This is a genomic window from Affinundibacterium macrobrachii (genome assembly GCF_014652415.1).
In the GTDB taxonomy this organism is placed as follows: domain Bacteria; phylum Pseudomonadota; class Gammaproteobacteria; order Burkholderiales; family Burkholderiaceae_D; genus Undibacterium; species Undibacterium macrobrachii.
Window position 1 is genome coordinate 1,075,769 of the sequence record NZ_BMYT01000001.1, and the last position, 24,330, is coordinate 1,100,098.

Below are 24,330 nucleotides of genomic sequence, written 5' to 3' on the forward strand. Positions count from 1 at the left end.
ACTATGCAGTCTTCTTTGTTCGATGTTGCGCAAACGGGTGAGCGAATTTTACTGAAAGATGCACAGCTAGATTACCACCCTAACTTCTATACACAGATCGCAGCAGATCAATTGTTTGATCAACTCGTGCAGGGAATAGCTTGGCGTCAAGATGCAATTACCATCGCTGGGATTCAACGACTACAACCACGATTAAGCGCTTGGTATGGCGACGCCAACGCCGAATATACCTACTCTGGTTTGCGTTTAACACCTATCATCTGGAACCAAGAACTACTGACCATCAAACAAGCGATTGAAGCGCATAGCGGCTATCGCTTCAACAGCGTGTTACTCAATTATTACCGCGACCAACATGACAGCATGGGCTGGCATAGTGACGATGAACCTGAACTGGGAAGGCAACCGGTGATCGCCTCGTTAAGCTTAGGTGGGATTCGAGAATTTATACTGAAACATAAATTCGACAAACAATTACGCTATAAAATTCCGCTAACGCACGGCAGTCTGTTGATTATTTCGGGTAACACACAAAGTCATTGGCAACATGCGATTGCCAAAGAAAAGCATCCCTGTGCAGCGCGTATCAACTTAACTTTTCGGCAGATTATTCCCAAATCACTCTGATTACAGTCTCACACACCGATTCGCCACTGCAAACCATACATTTAGCTGCTGTTCACCGTCTTTTTCGTTATTCACCGACCGATTGCTGTCATTCACCGAATACCGCATGACTTCTCAAAAGCACTGTTTTATCTTATCGATGTGGCGCAAACATGAGCGCGTTCAAACAATCAAATTCAAGATCATTGCAACATCGAAAGGAAATATCATGTCAGAGCAAACTATCAGCAAAACGCACAAAAGCAAAGACAGCTTCAGTTTCGGCATCATTTTGATTTTACTAGGCGGATTCTTCTTATTTGACCGCTTAGATTACATTGATGCACGTGATTACTTCAAATACTGGCCAGCATTAATCGCAATCTCTGGAATCATATGTGCAGTGCGCGCAGAACGTGTCTCAGAAGTGCTTGATGGCCTGATGCAAATTGGTATCGCAGCTTGGTTGTACGCAGTAACGCAAAAATTATACGGATTAACTTTCAGCAATAGCTGGCCATTATTTATCATCGCCGCTGGCTTGAGTATGGTCATTAAATATTTTGCGGATAAACCAAAGTCATAAACACACATCAAGAACTTACATCTCATACTCGAATTAGCCATTTAAAAAAACAGGATACCAACATGAAAAACGTCAATCCACAACAGCGCCTTGTTTTAGGTGCATTCATCATCGCGTTCGGCGCGCTGGCTCTACTAGATAACTTACACATCTTTAACACACGTGATTTAATCCAATTTTGGCCAGCGGTCTTTATTGTCATCGGTGCCATCAAACTATCACAGGCGAATACGCGTTCTGGTTACATTATTGGTGGCGGCTTCATCACCGCAGGCGTCATCATCACACTCAATCGCATTGGCATTATCAACTTCCGCATGCGTGATTGGTGGCCAGTATTGATGATTGCTGGTGGCCTCTTGATCATCTTTAAAGATAAGGCAAATCAAGTTTTCAAAGGATTTGGGGAAGAAGCATTCAAAAACAACGCGACGAACTCCAGTGATAACCATCTTGACGTCGTTGCGGTAATGAGTGGGCACCAAGGTAATATTGCTTCTAGTGATTTTCGTGGTGGCGCGGTGACTGCAATTATGGGCGGCGCTGAACTTGATTTGCGTAATGCCGTTATTCAAACCGAAGCAGTACTGAATGTCACCGCGTTTTGGGGCGGTATCACACTGAAAATCCCAAGTGATTGGACTGTCGTCAATAACGGTTTTGCGTTTTTAGGTGGCATTGATGATTCCAGTATTCCATCAATGAATGCAAACAAACGTTTGATCATCACTGGCACCGCAGTGATGGGTGGCGTTGAAATAAAAAATTAAGCCTAGTGTAATACGACATCGCATACGCAAATCAATCAGCAATGCTCATACAGATGCGAACGCGAATAGGCGAATAGACGAGTGCTAATCAAAATAGCTAATGCTTAGCAACAATGATTAGCACTCCAATCCATTCGCATCTAATTTTATATACAAGGCATTTCCAGATTTTCTAAAAATAGCGCTTAGACTACACCCTAATTTCTTACTCACGAAGTTAAGCTAACGATGAATCCTATCTTATCTAATCTGCGTAACATCACATTAACCTACGCAATTTGGCTGATGATAGGCTGTTTGCTGGCCGCCTTACTGGTTTTAACGAATCTGAGCGCATGGGCCAACGCCTTACTATTTGCGGTGCCGACCACCTTACTATTTGGCGGTCTCGCAGCATCAGCCTATTATGTCGCCCGCGCACTTCCAATGAAGAAACGCAACTTCTTTATCGTATCGGGGGTGTTCGGCGGTGCGGCTTTAATTTATGGTGTGATCTGGGCGGTGCTATGTTTTTTTTGGAACAAAGTCACTTTACAGTTTGACGAAATGTGGGCTGGGATCGAACTTAATCAGCATTTAGCTAGCCTGTTATTCATTTGTGGCACCCTACTCTACCTATTATCCATATTAGTCTACGACGTCTTACTTGCACTTGAAAATATCCGCCAGGCTGAGCGACGTGAAGCAGCTTCTGAAGTCTTAGCGCGTGATGCGGAACTTCAAGTGTTGCGCACGCAAATCAATCCTCACTTTTTATTTAACAGTCTTAATTCCATCAGTGCACTAACGGCAATAGACCCAGCAGGCGCACGCAATATGACGATCGAACTAGCGCAGTTCTTCCGCCAAACTTTGGCACTTTCAGAAAAACAAAAAATTCCACTGACAGACGAAATTGCGCTGTGCAATCACTTTCTCGCGATTGAAAAAATTCGCTTTGGTAAAAAACTGCAAGTACAAATGCAGATTGATCCTGATTCGGTCGAATGCTTACTGCCACCAATGTTGTTACAACCTTTATTAGAAAACGCGATCAAACATGGTATTCGTGATCTTGTTGATGGAGGCACAATCACGATCAGCAGTAGAGTCCGCGCACCTTGGCTTTTTGTAGCGATTGATAATCCCATCGATGCACAGCCAACCGAGGCACAAGGTACAGGCACGGGTCTAAAAAACTTGCAAGCGCGGCTACGCAGTTTATACGCTGATAAAGCACGAGTTGAATGGCAAGTAATCGATCAAGTTTTTAGAATTGAAATTGCCCTCCCTTTAGAAAAATAAAACAATACGACTATTTCTTCTTACCGACAAAGACGACTTTATGAACACCAAATTACGCGCCCTCATCATCGACGACGAAGAACTCGCTCGTCGCCTGACCACAGAATATCTGCGCAGCCACAGTGATATCGAGATCATTGGTGAATGTGAAAATGGAATTGAAGCAGTTGATGCGATCACGACGCTGCAACCTGATTTAATTTTTTTAGATATCCAAATGCCCAAGCTGAATGGCTTTGAAGTGTTAGCCGCAAGCGAACGCCAAGACGGGGTAATTTTTACCACTGCTTATGATCAATATGCACTCAAGGCATTTGATCAACATGCAATCGACTATCTACTCAAACCTTACTCACAACAACGATTTGACGAAGCGCTGACGAAGGCACGTAAATTGTTAGGTCAAAACAATCCCGCTGTGCAGGCATTGGTATCACAAACCAATGCCATCGCCGAGCGTCTGACCGTCAGAGATCGTGGGCAAACCTTTGTGATTCCGGTGGATCAAATTGACTATATTGAAGCGCAAGACGATTACGTACAAATTCACTACGCTGGGAAATCGCTGCTTAAAACGCAAAGCCTTTCCGAATTAGAGAAACAACTCAATCCAGAATTTTTCGTGCGCATCCATCGCTCGACCATCATCCGCCTTCAATCACTCAAATGTCTTGAACGTGCGACAAAAGATAGCTATCAAGCTGTTTTACATAATGGCGCTGTGTTACCTATCAGTCGCTCTGGTTATGACCGCATCAAAGGAATGCTGTAAAGTATTGGTCTTTAAAAAAAACCATACAACTTGGTCATGGCACAGCCCATACACTGTTTCTAGTGACCAATTCAGCATTATGAATATCATCATCAATCAAGCCTTACGTGATTACATCGACCCACTCACTACACAAGAATATTTAGCCTTAGAACGCAGCCTACTAAAAGAGGGATGCCGTGACGCTTTGGTGCTGTGGGGCGAAACGCTAATCGACGGACATAATCGATATGCGATCTGTCAAAAGCACAATATTCCTTTTCAGACTAAACAAAATGACCATTTTCAAAGTATCGAAGATGTCATGCTTTGGATGATAGATAATCATCTTGCACGTCGTAGCGTTTCCAGCTTCCAACGCGGGGTTTTAGCATTACGCAAAAAAGAAATTATTACCACGCGCCGTAAAGAGAAATCGAGTAAAGAAAAAGCCGCAGAAGCAGAACTAGCAGCTAAAGAACCGGATCCAGTTTCGGTTGAAACAAGAGAAGAAATTGCCAAGGTTGCTGGGCTCAGCAAACCCGCGGTCGCGCAAATTGAAAAAATTCGTAAAGCAGCGACACCAGAACTGATAGAAGCAGTTCGTGCTGGTACGGTATCAATCAACACTGCAGCAACCATCGCCTCATTGCCATCTGAACAGCAAGTAGCCGCCGTTGCTGGAGGCAAAAAAGAGTTACAACAAGCCGCTCGTCAGTTAAGGCAACCGCGAACGCCCAAAGTGAGTACGGAACCAGAAACAGCCAAGGCAACTAACCCAGAAATATCGGCAGAACATGCAGTAAATGCACCAATTTCTGAATTAGAACGCTTGCGCGCAGAAAATCAGGCACTCAAAGCGCAAATTGTTGAACTCAATGCAAAATTAGCCGCGGCACAAACGCATTCCACCTAAGAATTCCAGCGCAAACGCTCAAAATATCGATAAAATCACAGAAAACAGGCTTGAAAATGCCTGTTTTGCCCACAATTAGCCTCAGTCTTTAACATTTACTTTCGCTTTGGTTTTGATTCCATTGCTGCAATCAAGCTAAGCATTTATTTACATTTTTATTTAGGAACATTATGACTATTCGCGTCAACGGCACCGAAATTAACGAAACAGCGATCAATGCTGAAATGAACCGTGCCCGCTCCGCAGGCCATCCAGAAGGCGAGCAATTACGCGATAGCGCAATTCAAGAGCTGATCTTACGCAATTTGATGATCGCTGAAGCGGCAAAATTAGATATCAACGCAGGCAATGAAGAAGAAATTATCGGTACTTTATTGCAGCAAGAAGTCACCTTCGACGAAGTAGATGAAGCAACATGCCGTACGTTTTACGAAGAAAATAGCGCAAGCTTCAAACAAGGTGAAATGGCAGCAGCAAGTCACATTTTGTTCACACCAGGCGATGGCCTCGCTGCCAGCTTAGTTAAAGCGAAAGCCGAAGGTATTTTGGCTGATTTGCAAAAAAACCCTAGCGCATTTGCAGCAATGGCAAGAGAACACTCTGCTTGCCCATCTGGCAAAGAAGGTGGTGCTTTGGGCCAATTTGGTCGCGGTCAAATGGTACCTGAATTTGAACAAGCGGTTTTCAATACAGAACCAGGCAATATCACGCCAGAATTAGTTGAGACCCAATTCGGCTATCACATCATTCAAGTGACTGAACGCAAAGGTGGCGACATTGTGAGTTTTGACGAAGTAAAAGAGCGTCTGCAAGCGTACCTGACGGATATGGAAGGACGTAAAGCAACGCACGCTTACCTCGCCAAATTAGTCAGCGAGGCAACAATTGAAGGCTACGAGTTACCAGCATTTGCTTAATAAATTCGTCGCGATATACGTTGATTGTTCAGTTGAATAAAGATGGCACGCTTGCATAGTCGAAGTGGGAACGTATTTCCAAACCTACTTTGCAACTAATTTCACTGATTTCAGTGACGATCTTGATTAGCGATTTTAATTCACGATCTCGGCACGCAATCAACACCAGATAAAACGCACAAAGCACATCTCCTGTATGCTTTGTGCGTTTTTTATATTCACCTGCTATTTCACCTCTGCTATTTCACCTTAAAGGCATACTATGAGCATCACGATGTATTCAACTTCTATCCCCGTCTTCCAGCAAATGCTTGGCAGCTTGCAAGTGATTTTGCAAAAAGCACAGGCGCACGCCGCTGAAAAAAAGATCGAAGATCAAGTCTTTTTACAGGCACGTCTCGCACCGGATATGTTTAATTTGATTCGTCAGGTACAGATTGCTACTGATTTTGCAAAAGGTATTTCAGCTAGATTGGCTGGCGTTGATGTGCCGGATTTCCAAGATACTGAAAATAGTTTTGAAGAATTGCAAGCGCGTCTGCATAAAACCATCGATTTCATGCGCGAGCTGACACCGAGTCAATTTGAAGGAGCAGAAGAACGTGAAATCGTCTTGCGTCCAGGCACACCAAAAGAAAAGAAATTATCAGGTGAAGCCTACTTACTTTCGTATGGTTTGCCGCAATTTTTCTTCCATGTCACCACCACTTACGCCATTTTGCGCCACCACGGCATTGAATTAGGTAAGCGCGATTACATGGGCACTTACTAAGAAGTTTTCTTCAGGCAATAGAGCCGCTTAAAATTGAGCGGCTCAATCGAAACAAATCGATATAAATCGAAATAATCGCTGCCGCTTATCAGAAATTCGCGACCATTCACCTTATTTTGTCAGACATTAGCTTGCTTTATCTCATATTGAAAGTATATTTTCATATGTGATAAGTGTGTCGTATACCAAGTTAATTTTTATCAACAAATTAGGTGAAACGATGTTTTCTCATTTTCTCGATAAAGATTCAAAAGCGCTCCCGCAATGCGAGGCACGCAAATTCTTTGACGCAGACGAAGAAATTTTCTTCAAACGCATACAAAAAGCTTTACCTAACTGCCTCATTTTCCCGCATGTACAACTCGCGTCGATTTTGGATGCCCATGTCAGCAACGAGAAAAAACGCCAGCTAATGCGCCAAAAACTGCAAGAGCGGCATCTTGATTTTGGTATCTTTAATCAAGCATTGGAGCTACTGTGCGTGGTGGAACTTGAACGCGATCCAGTAGAGGATGTAGAAGAAGAATATCCAACTAGAAAATTACTCAAAAGCGCGGGAATTAAATGCATACGCTGGAGTCGTGCAGCTTTACCTACCGCGGAACAAATTCTACGAACCTTAGCCCCCTACTCAAATCTAGAAGCACCAAAACTTGAAACGAGTATGCAGACAATCGGAAAATTATTTTTAGATGAAGATTTGAAAGACCCTGCAAAACTCCAAAGCAAGGCATTTACGTATATTGAACACGGGAATCCCAATGCGCTCTCGTTAGCTGCGATTAATCGAATTACACCAGACAGCTTTATTAAAAATGAATACCCGCATATCTGGCAAAAAATCTGCCTATTTGCAGGTGACCCCGGTTATTTAAAAAATTACTTAGAGTCTTTGTTCATTCAAAACCGTCCCATCAAACGACGCGGACTTCCCAAGCATGTTGCCAACGAGGTGATTGCGATTCAAAGTGAAAATGCGCGCTATGTCATTCCAAAAACACCTGATCCTGTCTGGGATCCAACGTTTTTACACCGCTAGTTTCGAATGTCTTCATGTTGCCTTGATCATGCGCCGAACCAATCACGAGCGCCATCAAAAAACGCAGCAACAGAGGCAACTTAATCAGAGTTAAGTGCTACCACGCTCGCTTCTTATAACTCAGGAATAAGCATGTGACCAAGCTTGGTCGCTTTGGTGTCGAGGTAACGTTCGTTATAGGGATTTCGCGGAACAATCAAAGGCACTTGCTCTTGTACTTTCACTTGCAAGCCTTCTAGCGCCGAAATTTTACGCGGATTGTTTGTCATCAATTTCACGCTAGAAATACCCAAATGCTTCAGCATTGGATCACATAAAGAATAATTACGTAAATCTGCGGCAAAGCCTAGCTTCTGGTTCGCTTCAACTGTATCGGCGCCTTGGTCTTGTAGATGATACGCTTGGACTTTCGCCAATAATCCAATACCGCGACCTTCTTGACGTAAGTATAAAATCGCGCCACGGCCTTCAGCCGCGATTTTTTGCATCGCCAGCTCCAACTGTGGGCCGCAATCACAACGCTTGCTAAACAAGGCATCACCAGTTAAACACTCGGAATGTATACGCGCTAAAACAGGTTCACCATTGGCGACATCACCTAAGGTCAAGGCAATGTGCTCTTTGCCTGTTGTTGGCTCTCTAAACGCGTGCATCGTGAAATTCGCCCAAGTGGTCGGCAATGCGCACGAATCAACATACTCTAATGCCTGTTCTTGCAAATTCTCAGGCAATTCTTTACTTAACATAGTGTTCTCTCGGTCCATCTCTGCCATGTGCAGAGACCACAATCTTGCAAGCCTTATATTCCTGTCGCCTAGCTATGCTGACATGATATTTACAAGGCATAAAAAAGTAAGAGTATAAACGAGTCGCCGTATCTGAGTCGCTGCTGAACCAATTTAAGCTTTGAGCTGGCTCACTAATTTGCTGACATTTTCCGACAACAACCGACTATACCAATGTGTAAATGATCAATAGATCTCTTGATTTATCATCAAGTCAAGTTACGCAGGCGCTAGACCGTGCAAGATCAAGCAAAACCGCCCATTACATATTTATGGGCGGACTTCACAAAAATACAAGAAAAACACACTTTCTTAAAAACCGATTGACTTACTGTGCAACACACAGTACAGTGCGCCACATGGCTACTACAGATAATTTCGGAAAATTAGAACTCGAACTGCGACGCGGTGTGGTGGTGCTTGCCACGCTCTCGCAATTGCGCAAACCGCGCTACGGGTATGAACTGCGTCAAGCCTTGTCCGAACAAGGCATGGCAATTGAGGAAGGCACTTTGTATCCTCTGCTGCGCAGATTAGAAACACAGGGCTTACTACAAAGTGAGTGGAAAATTGAAGATGGGCCACCACGGCGCTATTACTCACTTAATGCAGATGGTAAGAAGTTATTGAAGCAACTGACGGAGTCATGGCAAAGCATGAACGAAGTCATGGGACGGCTATTACAGGAGGACTAAAATGAATACCAATGATGTCATTACATCGTATGTCAATGAGGTCGAATTGCAATTACCACGCAAGCAGCGTAACGACGTGGCGTTTGAACTGCGCGCTTTGTTGCTAGAGGAATGTCAAGCCAAAGCGGAAGAAATGGAGCGTCCACTTGATGCTGAGATCGTGATTGAATTTTTACAAGGATTTGGGCATCCCAATGAAGTCGCAGCACGCTATCAGCCAGTAGTGACCATCATCGATCCGTCAGATGGGAGCAAGTTTTTACGCTTAAGCATCATCGGCTTGCTCCTCATCTGGGGATTAGGCTTGATTGCGAACTTCAGTCAACCTATCAACTCAAGCACAGACTTTATTCGTGCACTCAGTTCATGGTGGGGAAAAACCGTCATTCCCTCATTTTGGTGGCCAGGAGTTTTAGTCGTTAGCTTTGGCATGGCGTCGTGGGCGCACCAACGACGTCCAACTCAATCTAAATGGAAACCACGCGCACCCGATCAAATAACTGGCGGTCGTGCCGCAATGGCTTTGGGATTAATTGCCATGTTGTGCGGTATTTATTTACTCATCAATCCTACTTGGATTTTAGATGTTGTCTGGAGCGGCAAAGCAGCACCCGCTGCATACACAGCATTAACTTATACCGATACGTTTTTACAGCGACAAGCGCCGTATTTATTTACTCTTGTATTGTTGAACATTCCCTTTTTCTTCGCCGTCATCATTCAGGGTCACTGGACGAATACACTACGACGTATTGAAACTGGTTTGAGTCTACTCACTTGTGCGGTAATGACTTGGGCTATAGTCGATGGTGCCATCATGATGTCCCCAGCCAGTGATTCAACCGCAAAGTTTTTCATGGGCGTGATCGTGGCGTTTTCCTTATTGACGATCCTTGTGCAATTTTTACGACAAGTAAAACCTAGTCCAAGCCAAGGTTTGCAAGCTTAGTTCAAACACTCCTTCTCATTGATGCGCGAGAAGGAGTGTTTTGTTCGAAAAAATGAATCCGTGCGCTATTGTTTAACGGCGTAATTGCGTAATATCGCGCACGGCACCGCGATCAGCCGAAGTGGCCAATGCAGCATACGCTTGCAAAGCCTGTGAAACATAACGATCACGATTCACTGGCTGCCATGCTAAAGCACCTTTGGCGTCCATTGCGGCACGACGTGCGGCTAAAGTCTCGTCGCTAACGTCCAGACGTATGCTGCGATTCGGAATATCGATGAGAATTTGATCGCCCTCTTCCACCAAACCAATCGCACCACCTTCGGCTGCTTCTGGCGAGGCATGACCAATCACCAAGCCAGATGAACCACCAGAGAATCGACCATCGGTGAACAAGGCACAAGCTTTGCCTAAACCTTTGGATTTAATATACGAAGTTGGGTACAACATCTCTTGCATACCAGGGCCACCTTTTGGACCTTCGTAGCGAATGATCACCACATCACCTTCATGCACGGTATCACCCAAAATCGCTGCGACCGCATCATCTTGGCTTTCAAACACACGCGCCTTACCGCTGAAAGTCAAAATACTTTCATCCACACCTGCGGTCTTCACGATACAACCTTTTTCTGCCAAGTTACCGTACAAAACGGCAAGACCGCCATCTTTTGAATAGGCATGTGCATAATCACGAATACAGCCATTTTCACGATCCGTATCCAAACTATCAAAGCGTTTGTCTTGCGAGAAAGCAGTTTGAGTAGGTACGCCACCAGGTGCTGCCATAAATAGTTTTTTAACCGCTGCGTCTTCGCTAACCGCAATATCATTGTGTGCGATTGCTTCCGCAAAGGTCGATGCATGAATCGTTGGGCGTGTCGTATCAAACAAATTCGCACGAGCCAATTCGCCCAAAATAGCGATAATACCGCCAGCACGATGCACATCTTCGATATGGTATTTATCGGTCATTGGCGCGACTTTGCACAGGCATGGAACCTTACGTGAGATGCGATCAATATCCGCCATTTTAAAATCAACGCCAGCCTCATTTGCCGCCGCGAGTAAATGCAGAACCGTATTGGTCGAGCCACCCATCGACACATCGAGCGCCATCGCGTTTTCAAAAGTCGCTTTGTTTGCAATTGAACGCGGCAAGATGGAATAATCATCCTGTTCATAATGACGCTTGGCCAACTCGACAATCAAGCGGCCAGCACGTAAAAATAAATCTTTCCGATCCGCATGCGTTGCCAAAATGGTGCCATTACCCGGTAAAGCTAAACCCAATGCTTCCATCAAACAGTTCATCGAATTTGCAGTAAACATCCCCGAGCAAGAACCGCAAGTGGGGCAAGCTGAACGTTCGATGCGACCAATTTCTTCATCGCTGACTTTGCTATCACCGGCCTTAATCATGGCATCGACCAAATCGATTTTCATAATCTTTTGCTCGCCAATTTGACCTGTCTGTTTAGGATGCAAGGTCTCCAAAACTTTACCCGCTTCCATCGGACCACCGGAGACAAACACCACAGGAATATTCAAACGCATGGCCGCCATCAACATACCCGGCGTGATTTTGTCGCAATTCGAAATACACACCATCGCATCGGCACAATGCGCATTCACCATGTATTCCACTGAATCGGCAATCAATTCACGCGACGGTAATGAATACAACATGCCACCATGCCCCATCGCAATACCATCATCGACGGCAATCGTATTAAATTCTTTTGCAACGCCACCTGCGGCTTCAATTTCGCGTGCAACCATTTGCCCTAGATCTTTCAAATGCACATGACCAGGCACAAACTGCGTGAAGGAATTAACTACCGCAATAATCGGTTTCTCAAAATCCCCATCTTTCATCCCCGTCGCACGCCATAGAGCGCGAGCGCCTGCCATGTTGCGACCATGGGTGGTAGTTCTGGAGCGGTATGCTGGCATAGTATTTCCTTCTATCTTCAAATAAGAAAAATCAATAGAGCAAGTGCATCTCAGCCTTATCTTGAGCGCTGATATGACGATCTTTTATCAAGAGTGCCTTAGCCCTTTTAATATGTCAAATATTTTAAAATATTCAAATTCAGTCGAATTTTATATTAATAGAAACGAGAAAATATAGCGCCAATTAGCACCACAACGCCAAGGCATGCAAAAAATGAGAGGCACACGAATTAGTACTGGGTAAACAAGCGGCTTAGTAGATTCATGCAGAACAGCATCACACAGAATTGATAACGTGTATGAGGTCGAAATTATTCTTCTTCAAACCCTAAATAGGCACGGGTACGTTGAATAAAATCGTAATGAGGGAAATCTTCAGGGAAAAAATCAAATCCCTTTAGACGCAACCAAGCTGTTGCATCCTCAAGATTGTCGAAGTAAGCAACTTGGTCTTCTGAGAAATTTCCGGTTTGACGTCGGTGTATCGTTTTGCGTAAAAAACTCGGAATGATGACTGCTAAACATTGGCACTGATGATCAAATGCGTAGCGCCGCATCTCCGCAAATATCTCCAAGCATGCAGCACAAGACATATCCCAATTTTCAGAGTTACTGAGTGCAGCCCATGGCTTGTCGATCACCGCTGTTGCTATCGCCTCTTTAAAATAAGCACGGGTTCCTGGCTCATTAAAAACACCCGCCATCGTTGTAACGAGTACGTCCTTGACCAAGGAGATTTGCCATTCGCCATGAATTTTTTGATGCATGATCAAGGACTTTCTTAAACTATTTCTTTATGTGAGAAGCATTTAGCTGATGTCAATTCAGTTCGACAGCGATATTGCAGACTGACGAAAGCAATCACAAACGCACCGACATTCCACGCAAGTAACTCGATATGGATATCAATCGACGACCACTGAATTTAACAAATTTTGACAATTGTCCATTGATTTCGTTCCGATAGGCAACAAATTTACAGAGTTTTTGAAAGCCTTCTATTTGATTCAATAAGGTTTCAATGGTTTTTTGACATTCAAAAAGGAAGCTTTGCCGCCCCTCTCTACTTTTTAGTCTCATAATGGGCAGCTCAACAAATCAACTTGATGAAACCGGATCAATAGAGAAGCACAGAAATATGCGCAAAAACTTGAACTTGAGTACCATCGCATTACTCAGTATTCCGCCTATGCTCTGGGCAGGAAACGCCATCGTTGGCAAACTTATCTACCAAGCAATTCCCCCGATTACACTAAATTTCTTACGATGGCTACTCGCATTTTTTATTTTGCTTCCATTTGCCTTTAGTATTTTCAAATCTGGTAGTGGGCTTTGGCGCAATGCGAAGTTTTATTTAGCGCTCGGCTTGTTAGGCATCGGTCTCTACAACGCCTTGCAATATCTGGCATTACAAAGTTCGACACCGATCAATGTCACCTTAGTGGCCTCTGGAATGCCAATATGGATGCTGCTAGTTGGCACGCTATTTTTTGGCGCCACGATCAATCGACAACAAATTCTAGGCGCTTTACTTTCCATTCTCGGTGTGCTGCTCGTGCTCTGTCGAGGAAGCCTGCAACAATTGTTAGCGCTTCAATTAGTACCCGGTGACATATTCATGATCACAGCGACTATCGCTTGGTCTTTTTATAGCTGGCTTTTAAACGATAAGTCGCAGCACGTCGAACTACGCCAGCATTGGGCACATTTTTTATTGGCACAAATTAGCTACGGTCTAGTTTGGTCTGCTTTATTTACCGGAGCTGAGTTGGCTTGGATTGATTATCACATTAACTGGAGCTGGAATTTAATCGCTGCAATTTGCTTCGTCGCAATAGGCCCCGCCATCATCGCGTTTCGTTGTTGGGACGCGGGTGTGCAACGTGCGGGGCCCAATGTGGCTAGTTTCTTCGTCAATTTAACGCCCTTATTTACTGCGTTATTGTCGTCTGTGATTTTGGGCGAGTTACCACATTGGTATCACTTAGTAGCATTTGGCTTTATCGTTGCTGGCATCTTAATCTCGTCACGCCAACAAAATAAAAGCTCGCTACAATAGAAACGCCAATACAACTAGCTTGTATTAGTCCACATCCCTCTAGAAAGAAGCTTTATGTCCATTCAACTCAATTCCAAAGCAAACGCTAAACTTGCGCAAGAAGTACACATCAAAACCCATACATTGACGACCGACATCGCAGTTGTCGAAGGTGGTGAAGATCTCGGCCCGAGTCCGCATGATTTATATGATGCGGCGCTAGCCTCTTGCAAAGCACTAACCTTAATGTGGTACGCAAAAAAGAAAAATATCAATATCACGCACATAGACACTCGCATCGAACGTGATGACTCACAAGAACGACAAGGTATTTATAAACTAGCGGCGACTTTGTTGGTGCAAGGTGAATTTAGCGACGAAGAATTCGCACAAATTAGTGCGGTTGCTGAAAAATGCCCGGTACACAAACTAATGGCGAGTGTGACCACTGAAATCACGACGAAAGTGGAGCGTGCATAATGGATACCAACAAAATGGAAGCCAACAAACTGCTTCGATCACATAACAAAGATTTAGGTGGCGGCTTTGTAGTGCGTCGCTTATTACCAAGTGCGACAAGACAAGCAGTCGGACCATTTATTTTCTTTGATCATTTTGGGCCTGTCACAATCACGCCAAACGACAATCATGATGTGCGCCCGCATCCGCATATCGGACTCGCCACACTCACCTATTTGTTCGAGGGGGTGATCATGCACCGAGATAATCTGGGCTATACGCAAAGAATAGAACCGGGTGCGATTAACTTTATGATTGCAGGTAAAGGCATCGTACACTCAGAGCGCAAGCCAGAAGAACAAAAAAATGATACCTACACCAATCATGGTCTACAACTATGGTTAGCGATCCCCGAAGATCAAGAAAAAACTTCTGCCTCATTTAGTCATACACCAGCTACAGCGATACCAATTGTCCACAATCATGAGGCAACCATACGCGTATTAGTCGGCAGTGCATTTGGTCTCAGCTCGCCAGTACAAACTTTGTCACCCACGCTCTATCTTGATATTCAATTACCAGCAAACAGCCAATGGCAACTTCCCATGCTAGCGGATGAGCAGGCGATCTACCTCATAGAAAATCAAATCAGTGTTGCAGGCAACGCATTAGAAATGCACACGATGCTGGTGTTGGATCAAGAACAAACAATCACCACAGGTGCACATCCAGCCCGCTTCGTCATCATCGGTGGAAAAGCACTCGGGCACCGATTTATGTGGTGGAATTTTGTCGCGAGTAAAAAAGAAGACATCGATAACGCAGCAATAGCCTGGGAAGCCGGCGATAGTGCACTAGGGATGGGACAAGTACCGGGCGAGACTGAAAGGATTCCTTTACCAAAACGCCTCTCTAAGTAAATCAGTGATTACAAATAAGCGCTGCCGATGCGAGGCGAACTTCTGAATTACAGCACAGAATCCACACCCATATTCGCTAACTGATCAGCACGCTCATTTCCCGCATCACCTGTGTGACCACGCACCCATATCCATTCAATTTTATGGACTTGGCGTGCTTGGTCTAACTGCTGCCAGAGATCGACGTTTTTTACTGGTGCTTTTGCGGCAGTTTTCCACCCTTTCGCTTTCCAGCCGTCGATCCATTCGGTAATACCTTTTAAGACATATTGACTATCCGTATACAAGGCAATCTCGCATGGTCGCTTTAATGCCTGTAAGGCCTGAATCACCGCCATTAATTCCATACGATTATTGGTGGTTTCACGCTCACCACCGAACAATTCTTTTTCGCGAGTTCCAGCAATAAGAATCGCTCCCCAACCACCTACACCCGGATTACCTTTGCAAGCACCATCTGTATAAATCTTAATTTTATCCATGTTCTTTTATTTTATTTGCGACTGGCACCGCACTAGTTTGCCGCACACGTTTTTGTTTTAATGCTGGGCCGACTAAATGCATACCTCGTACACGTTTAACCGCCTCAATCATATAAACCGCACCTAATCTTGGCCACCAACGTTGACCTAAACTTTCCATCATCCCTGAGTTTTGCAACCATTGTTCATTATTCACTGGAAGTGCATAGCAGCCAAAGCGGGTTTGACCTACTTCCATGCTCAACAACTTGAGCCAATCTCGCAGACGATGCGGGCTAATAAACTCACCCGCTTCAGGTAAAAAATGTCGTTTGATCAAGCGCCCAAAGAATTGTCGCCCGCCCCACAAACTAACACGATTCATTCCTGTAATAATCACGCGTCCTTCGGGTATGAGAATTCTATCCACCTCGCGTAAAATTTGGTGCGGTTCTTTGGCGAATTCCAGCACATGCGGCAAGACAATCAAGTCGATACTTTGAGAATCAAATGGTAGTTCTGCAAAATCGTGAACCAAGACCACTGCTTGACGCGCCTTAGTGTTTTGGTTGGGAAATGAACTAGCAGTTTGCCATTGATGTGGCATACGACTAGCTGCCAACGCTGGCAATTGCGGCAAACCAATTTGCAATGCATGGAATCCAAAGATATCCGCAGTTAATAGATCAAACTGGGCTTGCTCCCACGCGCAGATATAATCACCGGCTGGCTGCATCAACCAATCACCTAAGTCTATAATGGCGGACTGCGTAGAATTGGATACGTTCACTTCACTCACTTAAAAAATCAGGAAAATCCGAATATGAATAATCAGATAGATGACCAAGCGCTTAGTATATTGACTGTACCCGCTTTTGACGACAATTATCTGTGGCTAATTCATAATCAGCGCGAGGCAATTGTCGTCGATCCAGGCGATGCGACACCTATTCTTGCTGCGCTAGAAAAACACCAATTGCAATTGCGAGCCATTTTACTAACACATCACCACGCGGATCATATCGGTGGCGTAAATCAGTTAGTAGAACAGTTTCAAATTCCTGTTTACGGCCCTGCGCATGATGGAATTGATGCGGTAACAATTCCGCTTGATGACAATGATGAAATTCATATTGATGCGCTTAACTTACGTTTAAAAGTGATCGCTGTTCCAGGACATACATTTGGACACATCGCTTATTATTCCGCGCAACTACAGAGTCTATTTTGCGGCGATACTTTGTTCGCTGGTGGTTGCGGTAGATTATTTGAAGGAACGCCAGCTCAAATGCTGGATTCGCTCGATACACTTGCACGTTTGCCAGATGCCACTGCGGTTTACTGCGCGCACGAATACACCCTCTCCAATCTGAAGTTTGCACTTACTGTTGAGCCAAATAATCAAGATCTACAACAACGTATGGTGGAAGAACAAGAGAAACGCAACACTGGCGTGCCTACGGTTCCAAGCAATATCGGGCTGGAAAAACGTACAAATCCATTTCTGAGAAGCAGAATTTCCGCGGTAATAGACACACTTAAAACAAATGGCAAAATCACCGATACGCAAGATGAAGTTGCATGTTTTGCTGCGCTACGCGAGTGGAAAAATATTTATCGTTAAGTAAGACGCATCTCTTCAATCGTCGAACTTGCATACACAATCTGAACCCATGAATCTGGCACTTTTTTGTAAAGTCGTTGATAACTTTGGCGACATCGGCATATGCTGGCGGCTCGCACGCCAGCTCTGCAATGAGCACGCGATTAAGGTAACACTTTGGGTAGATGATCTACCAAGCTTCAAAAAAATCTGCCCCGAAGTTTGTATAGAAAGCGAGCAGCAAACCGTACAACATATTCAGATACAACATTGGCAGCGACAAGATCAGCAATTTGAAGTCGCCGACATCGCTGATATCGTGATTGAGTTTTTTGGTTGCGATATTCCGCCCAAGTACATAGCTACCATGGCGAAATGTCAGCCCCAACCAATTTGGATTAACTTAGAAGGCTTGACTGCAGAAGATTGGGTTGAGGGTTGTCACACCTTACCTTCTTCGCATCCGCAATATCCATTGACGAAATATTTTTTCTTCCCAGGTTTTAATAAAAAAACTGGCGGACTCATACTGGAAAAAGATTTACTTGAACAAGTACAACAGTTCAACTTAGCAAGACAAGAAAAAAACGCGTTTCTGCACAATTTAGGACTTGGTGACGACGAAATACACGCCTTCAAAATTTCCATGTTCTGCTATCCGCACGCGCCCTTAATGGATTTACTGAAAACATGGGAGCATTCAAACGAAAAGATTAGCTGCTTCATTCCTACGGGGGTAGCGCAAGAAACGATTGCTGGCTTCTTGCAATGTGAACCGCTGTCAGGATCAAAGTATCAAAAAGGGAATTTGTCTCTGCATATCATTCCCTTTATGCCACAAGCCGAGTACGACAAATTATTGTGGAGCTGTGATCTCAATTTCGTTCGAGGTGAGGACTCATTTGTTCGAGCGCAATGGGCAGGCAAGACCTTTATCTGGCATATTTATCCGCAGGATGAAAATCTACATCACAAAAAACTAAAAGCATTTTTAAATGTACATGATGCAGAAAGCCAAGCAAGCAAACTTTTCTCACTCGCTTGGAATGGCGTTTCTCAAGCACAAAACTGGCCTGAACTGTGGTCAAACTTTAGAGCAGATCTCAACAGCATCCAACAGCTAAGCCTTGATTGGCAGCAGCAGATGCGAAATCTAGGCGATATGAGCTCAAATTTATTGAGCTTCATCAAAGCAAAACAGGAATTGGACAAAAAAATAGGTTAAAATACGCGGTTAATTTTTAATGTATTTTCCGATTCAATCTAAGCTGAGCTTGCAGGGCAATATTTTCAATATTCCAGTAGGCAACAGATGATTTTTAAGCAACCTACTTTTTACATAAATTACTATGAAACCTGCAAAAGAAATTCGCGTTGGCAATATCATTATGGTCGACAGCAAACCAATGATCGTATTGCGTTCCGACGTTAACGGCTCTAGCCGTACTGGCTTCACTTACAAGTGGAAAATGAAAAACTTGTTGACTAACAGCCCATTGGAAAATGTATTCCGTGGCGATGACAAGTTTGATGTTGTTGTTCTCGACAAAAAACCAGTAACTTATTCTTACTTCGCAGATCCATTGTTCGTATTCATGGATGCTGAATACAATCAATATGAGATCGAAGAAGAAAACTTGGGCGATGCATTGCATTACCTCAAAGACGGCATGGAATGCGAAGCGGTTTTCTATGATGGCAAAGCGATTTCTGTAGAATTGCCAACAACGATCGCTCGTCAAGTCATCTACTCTGAACCAGCTGTAAAAGGCAACACTTCCGGTAACGTATTGAAAGAAGCGAAAATCGAAAATGCGATTGAAGCACATTGCCATATCGTACAAGTACCATTATTCGTTAGCCAAGACGACATTATCGAAATCGATACTCGCACAAACGAATACAAGCGCGTAGTACGTAATTAAGTTCGTGTTATAGATTCACAAAAAAACGCTGTTCAATTGAACAGCGTTTTTTTACGTCTTAATTCCGCATTATTATTTTGCTCTGCACTCTACAGACACAGGACGACTTAAAATCGCACAATAAAAAACCCGCCAATTAAAGGCGGGCTTCTATTTTTACTTAAAGCAGTCACTACAACCAAACAGCAAAAGATAGCAGCAGCAACAATAACATCCACAATAAAAGTGCTCGCCAAACCAAGCCTACCGCACTTTGCAGTGAGCGTGGATTTGCTTCCATGCCCGGCTGACTTTCCAACTCCAAACTATCAACGTCAACCGCACTAGCGTCTGCGTTCAACACCACCAAAGCCTTGGTTTCTGGCTCACCCAAACGGACACCAATTGCACCGCCACCCGCCGACAGAATAATCCCAAGCAGTTCATCACTCCAACGGCTCGCATAATTACGCCATGAATAAATCGCATCCTCAAAATTCCCAACTACAGCAAAAGCAACCGCAGTCAATCTGGCCGGCACCCAATCAATCCAATAGAACACTTTTTTCGCAAACTGACCAAACTCCTCATTTTGCATATGTTCAGGTTCACACCACTCTCTCGACAAAAATTCTGACATTCGATACATCACCGCACAAGCAGGTCCAACCGGCATCAAAAACCAAAAAAATACACCAAATACATTTCGATGCGAAGCAATCAAAGAACGCTCAACCGCACCGCGCGCCACATCAGATGCACTCATCGATGAACAATCCTTATTTATCCAATCGGACAAATATTTACGCGCAGCATCGTCATCGCCAGCATTCAACGCAACTTGTATCGAAGTAAAGTAATGGCTGTAACGACGAAACCCTAAAGTAAGGTAGACGATAAGAACATTCCAAATAAAGGCAGCAAATGGATTTAAGTGAAGACACAACCAATAAACCAAAGCCGTTGGAATTGTGAGTGCGCCAACCACAATAAACCAGCCAGTTCTTCCATGATGAGCTTTGCCTGCGTTACACCATGCTTCGACCTTTGCGGCAAAAAACTGTACTTGCGTATATACCGGATTATCCACTCTCAGTGGCTTGAGTTGCTCAATCAAGAGCGCGAAGAGTATGGAGAGAAATGTCATAGTGAGTCTGCAAACTTCCCTTTAAGGGATGACTTAGAAAAGGTCTCCAGTGTAAACTGATTTGACCCGTTTATGAAGTAGATCACCTACTCAATCAGGTAGATCTGCACGTAAAAAATGAAATAAGTTACGCAGCATGCCAGCGGTTGCTCCCCAGATAAAATATTCTTGATATGGGATCGCATAGAAACTACGCAGACCTCGGCCATCCGGAAAATCAAATTGACGACGTTGGTGATGTTGAGGGTTCATTAAGAAACTCAAAGGCACCTCAAAAATAGAAGCAACTTCAAATGGATCAGAACGAAACTCATAAGGCGGATGCACCAATGCAACCACCGGGGCAACCAAAAATCCTGTGCCAGTAAGGTATTCTGGCAAGCGCCCTAACACTTCAATCTGAGACTCCATCAATCCCACCTCTTCTTGCGCCTCGCGCAAGGCAGTATGCTCAACGGAAGTGTCGCTTGCATCTACTCGCCCACCCGGAAAACTGATCTGCCCTCCATGATGATGTAGATGTGCCGCTCTTTGCGTCAATAACACTTGCAAACCTTGTTCACGTACAAGCAATGGCAACAACACAGATGCGGGCTTGAAATCCATTCCTCGATACAAGCTTGATTCACCTGTATTTTCAGGCGACCAAGAAAGCTCCAACTGAAAACGTTGACGTAAAAATTCCAAAGTCATTTTACTGCTTGGAAGTGCCGTCTCATCTGCGTAGGAATGAATCGCTAAAGATTGAGGATCAAAGTTGAGTATCGCCATCATTACCGCGATCATGAAAAAAGTTTACAAACAAAAAAGGGATGCCATCGGCACCCCTCTTTCTAGAATCACAAAACAAACATTGTGTAGATTACACAGCTGCTGCTTTACGATTTGGCAATTTCTCTTTAATACGAGCAGATTTACCAGAACGGTCACGCAAGTAGTACAACTTAGCGCGACGTACGTCACCACGGCGTTTCACTTCGATAGAAGCGATCAATGGTGAGTACAATTGGAATGTACGCTCAACACCTTCACCAGAAGAGATTTTACGAACGATGAAGTTCGAATTCAAACCACGGTTACGACGAGCGATAACAACGCCTTCGTACGCCTGAGCACGCTTACGTGTGCCTTCAACAACGTTAACGTTAACAACCACTGTATCGCCAGGTGCAAATTCAGGGATGTTTTTACCTAAGCGAGCAATTTCTTCTTGCTCTAATGTTTGGATCAAATCCATTTTTTTCACTCCAATTACCATCTTGCTGACGCCTATATTCGCTTACGCTATTTTGCTCAGTAGAGGATGGGATTAAACATGTGAACTGATGACTGCTTCAGCTCACGCTAAACACATGCACTCATTTTGCATGCTTGACTCGCACATAAAGTCGCGAATTTCTTACATCGGTTTGAGCGATTTTAAAAATTGCTCATCCGCTTTACTAAGCAAACCCGCCTTGCGCGCTTGCTCGATTAATTCTGGGCGCTTTTGCCAGCTCACCAATAAAGATTGCTGACGTCGCCATTTTGCGATCTCTGCGTGATTACCACCTAACAAGACAGTTGGCACGCTTTGCTCTTCAAACACTTCTGGCCTTGTGTAATGCGGGCAATCCAATAAGCCATTCACAAAACTATCTTCAACTGCCGACGCTTCATCATGCAATACACCTGGCAATTGACGAATTACCGCATCCATTAATGCCATTGCGGGCAACTCACCACCAGACAAAACAAAGTCACCTAAGCTAATTTCTTCGTCGACTTCACGATCTAACAATCGTTGATCAACCGCCTCATAACGACCACACAACAAAACCAAACCATCTTGTGCCGCCCACTCCATCACGCGTGCGTGATTGATAGGTTTACCTTGTGGTGACAAATAAAGAACTTTGGGCTTTGTCAGACCTAGATTTTGCTGCCTTGTTTTCGCGGCATGCAGCGCCATCTGCAAAGGCTTGGCCATCATCACCATGCCAGGACCACCACCATACGGCCTATCATCAACGGTTCTATGTCTGTCTGTTGTGAAATCGCGTGGATTCCAAAACTGCAATGCACATTTATCTTGCTCAAATGCTCGACGCGTTATACCAGATTGCGTAATCGCAGCAAACATTTCTGGAAAGAGCGTAATGACATCAAATTGCATTCATCACGCTCCAATAGACGAACATCGATCGATTCCAACAAATTTTGCTTTAATAATCGATGCCCCAGTCAACGACGATCTTCTTCTCTTCGCGATCAACCTCTTTAATGAAGTGATCCACGAAAGGAATTAAACGTTCATGCTTCATCAATTCCGCTTCGGGTACATCACTGCCAGCGACGCGTAAAATTGATTGAGCACCGTTGTCCATCATAGCTCGGACAACACCAAGGTCCTCACCTTGTAAATTCTGAACAGACAAGCCAATCAAATCAACCCAATAAAACTCGTCCTGCTCTAAAGCAGGAAAAGCTTCGCGCGACACTTTGACGACACATCCTTTCAAAGCTTCCGCAGCAGTCCGATCTGGAACTTCGTCCAATCTTGCCACGACATCTTCGCCATGCACTTTCGAGCTTAAGCGTTTATATTCACTTAAGCTTGAGGCACCAGCAGTTTGCGCGCTATATTCTAACCAGAACGACGGCGCATCTAACAAAGCATCTGCAGTCGTCGAGTAAGGACGAATTTTCACCCACCCTTGAAGACCAAATGCCCCTGAGACATAGCCAACAATGACCAGATCATCAGGAGCAGATTGATTTGCAGATACTTGCACTGCCTGTCTTACTTCAATTACTGCAGACAATTAAGCTGCTTTTTTTGCTACTTGAGCAGCCAAACGTGCAACAGCTGGGGACATTTGTGCACCAACACCTTGCCAGTAAGCCAAACGATCAGCAGCAATGCGAACTTCTTCTGCATTGCCAGTTGCTACTGGGTTGTAGAAACCAATACGCTCGATGAAACGACCATCACGACGATTACGTGAATCAGCTGCAACGATATTGTAGAAAGGGCGCTTTTTTGCACCACCACGAGCTAAACGAATAACGACCATAATATTTCCAAAAAATTGTCAAAGGACGGAAAAAGCCGCAAATTATAGCCTGCAAAGCAGTATCTCTGCAAGAACTATTGAATCGTGGCTTCATAAAACCCAACATTTTACCTGATTTTTGCCTTCGCTTTCTACGCTATTCCAAAGAAATTTACTACGCCGAATGAATTCGCCTCGATTCATCATGAATGCAGATCAAAAACAACAAATCCGATAAAATGGCTATTTACTCAAAAGCATTAAAAATTCCACTATGACAATCAGCAAACACAAAAACAAAACCCTTACTGTGTTGATTTGCCTCCTCTTTGGCAGTTTGGGAGCGCATCGCTTTTACCTATATGGAAAACGCGACAATTTTGCATGGCTGCATTTCATGAGCTTGCCAATTTCTTTTTTGATTTCAAAACTCTATTTCAATTTGAACTTTTTTATCACTTTCGGACCATGGATGCTATCGTTCTTAATCAGCATCCTAATGTGCTTAGTACTTGGATTAAAATCGGATGAACATTGGGATGCGCAGTTCAACCCGCACTCAGGAAGACAAAGCGCTTCCTCATGGCCTTTAGCGATTCTGCTTGTATTTAGCGTAGGCCTCGGTGCGATTTCCTTGCTGTTTGTAATGGCACGTGGATTTGATCTACTTTATACAGGTGGCGCTTACGGCTAACAGCTAACAATCAAAAAAACAAATGGCGCCAAGTTTTTTTAAC

Annotated in this window: 29 protein-coding genes; 18 read left to right on the forward strand and 11 right to left on the reverse strand. The window is 44.2% G+C overall.

All coding sequences use genetic code 11. The features are described 5' to 3' along the window. The first annotated feature begins 3 nt into the window (after window positions 1-3). The 9 genes from IE103_RS04800 (at window position 4) to IE103_RS04840 (ending at window position 7,641) form a co-directional block, all read left to right on the forward strand. Window positions 4-627, forward strand: coding sequence for an alpha-ketoglutarate-dependent dioxygenase AlkB family protein (locus IE103_RS04800; protein WP_189344816.1), 624 nt, complete (start codon window positions 4-6; stop codon window positions 625-627). Between the two features lie 208 nt (window positions 628-835). Beyond that, on the forward strand, window positions 836-1,192 hold the full coding sequence (locus IE103_RS04805; protein WP_189344817.1) for a LiaI-LiaF-like domain-containing protein: 357 nt from the start codon (window positions 836-838) through the stop codon (window positions 1,190-1,192). Window positions 1,193-1,254: 62 nt separating this feature from the next. After that, a complete protein-coding gene (locus IE103_RS04810; protein ID WP_189344818.1) occupies window positions 1,255-1,962 on the forward strand; it encodes a LiaI-LiaF-like domain-containing protein in 708 nt (235 codons plus the stop codon). Window positions 1,963-2,190: 228 nt separating this feature from the next. Next, window positions 2,191-3,246 (forward strand): sensor histidine kinase, encoded by a 1,056-nt coding sequence (locus IE103_RS04815; protein ID WP_189344819.1) that lies wholly within the window; start codon window positions 2,191-2,193, stop codon window positions 3,244-3,246. A 40-nt stretch (window positions 3,247-3,286) separates the two neighbouring features. Continuing rightward, window positions 3,287-4,018, forward strand: a complete 732-nt coding sequence (locus IE103_RS04820; RefSeq protein WP_189344820.1) for a LytR/AlgR family response regulator transcription factor — start codon at window positions 3,287-3,289, stop codon at window positions 4,016-4,018. A 79-nt stretch (window positions 4,019-4,097) separates the two neighbouring features. Further along, on the forward strand, window positions 4,098-4,913 hold the full coding sequence (locus tag IE103_RS04825) for a ParB N-terminal domain-containing protein (RefSeq protein WP_189344821.1): 816 nt from the start codon (window positions 4,098-4,100) through the stop codon (window positions 4,911-4,913). Window positions 4,914-5,083: 170 nt separating this feature from the next. Continuing rightward, a complete protein-coding gene (locus tag IE103_RS04830) occupies window positions 5,084-5,830 on the forward strand; it encodes a peptidylprolyl isomerase (RefSeq protein ID WP_189344822.1) in 747 nt (248 codons plus the stop codon). Between the two features lie 262 nt (window positions 5,831-6,092). Then, entirely contained in the window at window positions 6,093-6,602 is a 510-nt protein-coding gene (locus IE103_RS04835; RefSeq protein WP_189344823.1) for a DUF1993 domain-containing protein, read from the forward strand. Between the two features lie 220 nt (window positions 6,603-6,822). Next, window positions 6,823-7,641, forward strand: a complete 819-nt coding sequence (locus IE103_RS04840; RefSeq protein ID WP_189344824.1) for a DUF2726 domain-containing protein — start codon at window positions 6,823-6,825, stop codon at window positions 7,639-7,641. Between the two features lie 113 nt (window positions 7,642-7,754). On the opposite strand, the gene ribA is transcribed toward IE103_RS04840, so the two are convergent. Continuing rightward, on the reverse strand, window positions 7,755-8,387 hold the full coding sequence (gene ribA / locus IE103_RS04845; RefSeq protein ID WP_229827074.1) for a GTP cyclohydrolase II: 633 nt from the start codon (window positions 8,385-8,387) through the stop codon (window positions 7,755-7,757). A gap of 398 nt (window positions 8,388-8,785) precedes the next feature. Between ribA and IE103_RS04850 the strand changes: the two genes are divergently transcribed. Together IE103_RS04850 and IE103_RS04855 are read left to right on the forward strand one after the other, a co-directional pair. Further along, a complete protein-coding gene (locus tag IE103_RS04850; RefSeq protein ID WP_189344825.1) occupies window positions 8,786-9,121 on the forward strand; it encodes a PadR family transcriptional regulator in 336 nt (111 codons plus the stop codon). Window position 9,122: 1 nt separating this feature from the next. Continuing rightward, window positions 9,123-10,070 carry a hypothetical protein gene (locus IE103_RS04855; RefSeq protein WP_189344826.1) on the forward strand — a complete coding sequence of 316 codons (948 nt, stop codon included), beginning with the start codon at window positions 9,123-9,125 and terminating at the stop codon, window positions 10,068-10,070. Between the two features lie 72 nt (window positions 10,071-10,142). Here the strand turns inward: IE103_RS04855 and ilvD are convergent, their stop codons facing one another. Both ilvD and IE103_RS04865 read right to left on the reverse strand, forming a co-directional pair. Continuing rightward, the gene (gene ilvD, locus IE103_RS04860; protein ID WP_189344827.1) at window positions 10,143-12,026 is read right to left on the reverse strand and encodes a dihydroxy-acid dehydratase; all 1,884 of its coding nucleotides are present in this window, start codon (window positions 12,024-12,026) and stop codon (window positions 10,143-10,145) included. Between the two features lie 311 nt (window positions 12,027-12,337). Beyond that, window positions 12,338-12,793 (reverse strand): hypothetical protein, encoded by a 456-nt coding sequence (locus IE103_RS04865; protein ID WP_189344828.1) that lies wholly within the window; start codon window positions 12,791-12,793, stop codon window positions 12,338-12,340. A gap of 371 nt (window positions 12,794-13,164) precedes the next feature. Here IE103_RS04865 and IE103_RS04870 point away from each other — a divergent pair, with 371 nt between their 5' ends. The 3 genes from IE103_RS04870 to IE103_RS04880 are packed head-to-tail and all read left to right on the forward strand — an operon-like array spanning window position 13,165 to window position 15,443. Then, window positions 13,165-14,085 (forward strand): DMT family transporter, encoded by a 921-nt coding sequence (locus IE103_RS04870; protein ID WP_189344829.1) that lies wholly within the window; start codon window positions 13,165-13,167, stop codon window positions 14,083-14,085. 54 nt (window positions 14,086-14,139) lie between these two features. Continuing rightward, entirely contained in the window at window positions 14,140-14,544 is a 405-nt protein-coding gene (locus IE103_RS04875; RefSeq protein ID WP_189344830.1) for an OsmC family protein, read from the forward strand. Continuing rightward, window positions 14,544-15,443: a pirin family protein gene (locus IE103_RS04880; RefSeq protein ID WP_229827075.1), complete on the forward strand. Its 900-nt coding sequence runs from the start codon at window positions 14,544-14,546 to the stop codon at window positions 15,441-15,443. The genes IE103_RS04875 and IE103_RS04880 overlap by 1 nt, the downstream gene beginning before the upstream one ends. Window positions 15,444-15,490: 47 nt before the next feature. On the opposite strand, the gene rnhA is transcribed toward IE103_RS04880, so the two are convergent. Together rnhA and IE103_RS04890 are read right to left on the reverse strand one after the other, a co-directional pair. After that, window positions 15,491-15,925, reverse strand: coding sequence for a ribonuclease HI (rnhA, locus tag IE103_RS04885; RefSeq protein WP_189344831.1), 435 nt, complete (start codon window positions 15,923-15,925; stop codon window positions 15,491-15,493). After that, window positions 15,918-16,694: a class I SAM-dependent methyltransferase gene (locus IE103_RS04890; RefSeq protein ID WP_229827076.1), complete on the reverse strand. Its 777-nt coding sequence runs from the start codon at window positions 16,692-16,694 to the stop codon at window positions 15,918-15,920. The genes rnhA and IE103_RS04890 overlap by 8 nt, the downstream gene beginning before the upstream one ends. Window positions 16,695-16,727: 33 nt before the next feature. Here IE103_RS04890 and gloB point away from each other — a divergent pair, with 33 nt between their 5' ends. The 3 genes from gloB to IE103_RS04905 all read left to right on the forward strand — a co-directional run bounded on the left by gloB (window position 16,728) and on the right by IE103_RS04905 (window position 19,432). After that, the gene (gene gloB / locus IE103_RS04895) at window positions 16,728-17,528 is read left to right on the forward strand and encodes a hydroxyacylglutathione hydrolase (RefSeq protein ID WP_189344832.1); all 801 of its coding nucleotides are present in this window, start codon (window positions 16,728-16,730) and stop codon (window positions 17,526-17,528) included. Between the two features lie 49 nt (window positions 17,529-17,577). Then, a complete protein-coding gene (earP, locus tag IE103_RS04900) occupies window positions 17,578-18,732 on the forward strand; it encodes an elongation factor P maturation arginine rhamnosyltransferase EarP (RefSeq protein WP_189344833.1) in 1,155 nt (384 codons plus the stop codon). Between the two features lie 124 nt (window positions 18,733-18,856). After that, window positions 18,857-19,432, forward strand: a complete 576-nt coding sequence (locus IE103_RS04905) for an elongation factor P (protein ID WP_189344834.1) — start codon at window positions 18,857-18,859, stop codon at window positions 19,430-19,432. Window positions 19,433-19,604: 172 nt separating this feature from the next. On the opposite strand, the gene IE103_RS04910 is transcribed toward IE103_RS04905, so the two are convergent. The 6 genes from IE103_RS04910 to rpsP form a co-directional block, all read right to left on the reverse strand. After that, window positions 19,605-20,558, reverse strand: a complete 954-nt coding sequence (locus IE103_RS04910) for a CobD/CbiB family protein (RefSeq protein WP_189344835.1) — start codon at window positions 20,556-20,558, stop codon at window positions 19,605-19,607. Window positions 20,559-20,648: 90 nt separating this feature from the next. Continuing rightward, window positions 20,649-21,329, reverse strand: a complete 681-nt coding sequence (locus IE103_RS04915; protein ID WP_189345117.1) for a CoA pyrophosphatase — start codon at window positions 21,327-21,329, stop codon at window positions 20,649-20,651. Window positions 21,330-21,420: 91 nt separating this feature from the next. Further along, the gene (rplS, locus tag IE103_RS04920; protein ID WP_189344836.1) at window positions 21,421-21,795 is read right to left on the reverse strand and encodes a 50S ribosomal protein L19; all 375 of its coding nucleotides are present in this window, start codon (window positions 21,793-21,795) and stop codon (window positions 21,421-21,423) included. A gap of 162 nt (window positions 21,796-21,957) precedes the next feature. Next, window positions 21,958-22,713 (reverse strand): tRNA (guanosine(37)-N1)-methyltransferase TrmD, encoded by a 756-nt coding sequence (trmD, locus tag IE103_RS04925; protein ID WP_189344837.1) that lies wholly within the window; start codon window positions 22,711-22,713, stop codon window positions 21,958-21,960. A gap of 49 nt (window positions 22,714-22,762) precedes the next feature. Further along, window positions 22,763-23,362 carry a ribosome maturation factor RimM gene (rimM, locus tag IE103_RS04930; protein ID WP_229827077.1) on the reverse strand — a complete coding sequence of 200 codons (600 nt, stop codon included), beginning with the start codon at window positions 23,360-23,362 and terminating at the stop codon, window positions 22,763-22,765. After that, window positions 23,363-23,614: a 30S ribosomal protein S16 gene (gene rpsP / locus IE103_RS04935; RefSeq protein ID WP_189344838.1), complete on the reverse strand. Its 252-nt coding sequence runs from the start codon at window positions 23,612-23,614 to the stop codon at window positions 23,363-23,365. Between the two features lie 478 nt (window positions 23,615-24,092). Between rpsP and IE103_RS18325 the strand changes: the two genes are divergently transcribed. Continuing rightward, window positions 24,093-24,287 carry a hypothetical protein gene (locus tag IE103_RS18325; protein ID WP_229827125.1) on the forward strand — a complete coding sequence of 65 codons (195 nt, stop codon included), beginning with the start codon at window positions 24,093-24,095 and terminating at the stop codon, window positions 24,285-24,287. Window positions 24,288-24,330 lie beyond the last annotated feature (43 nt).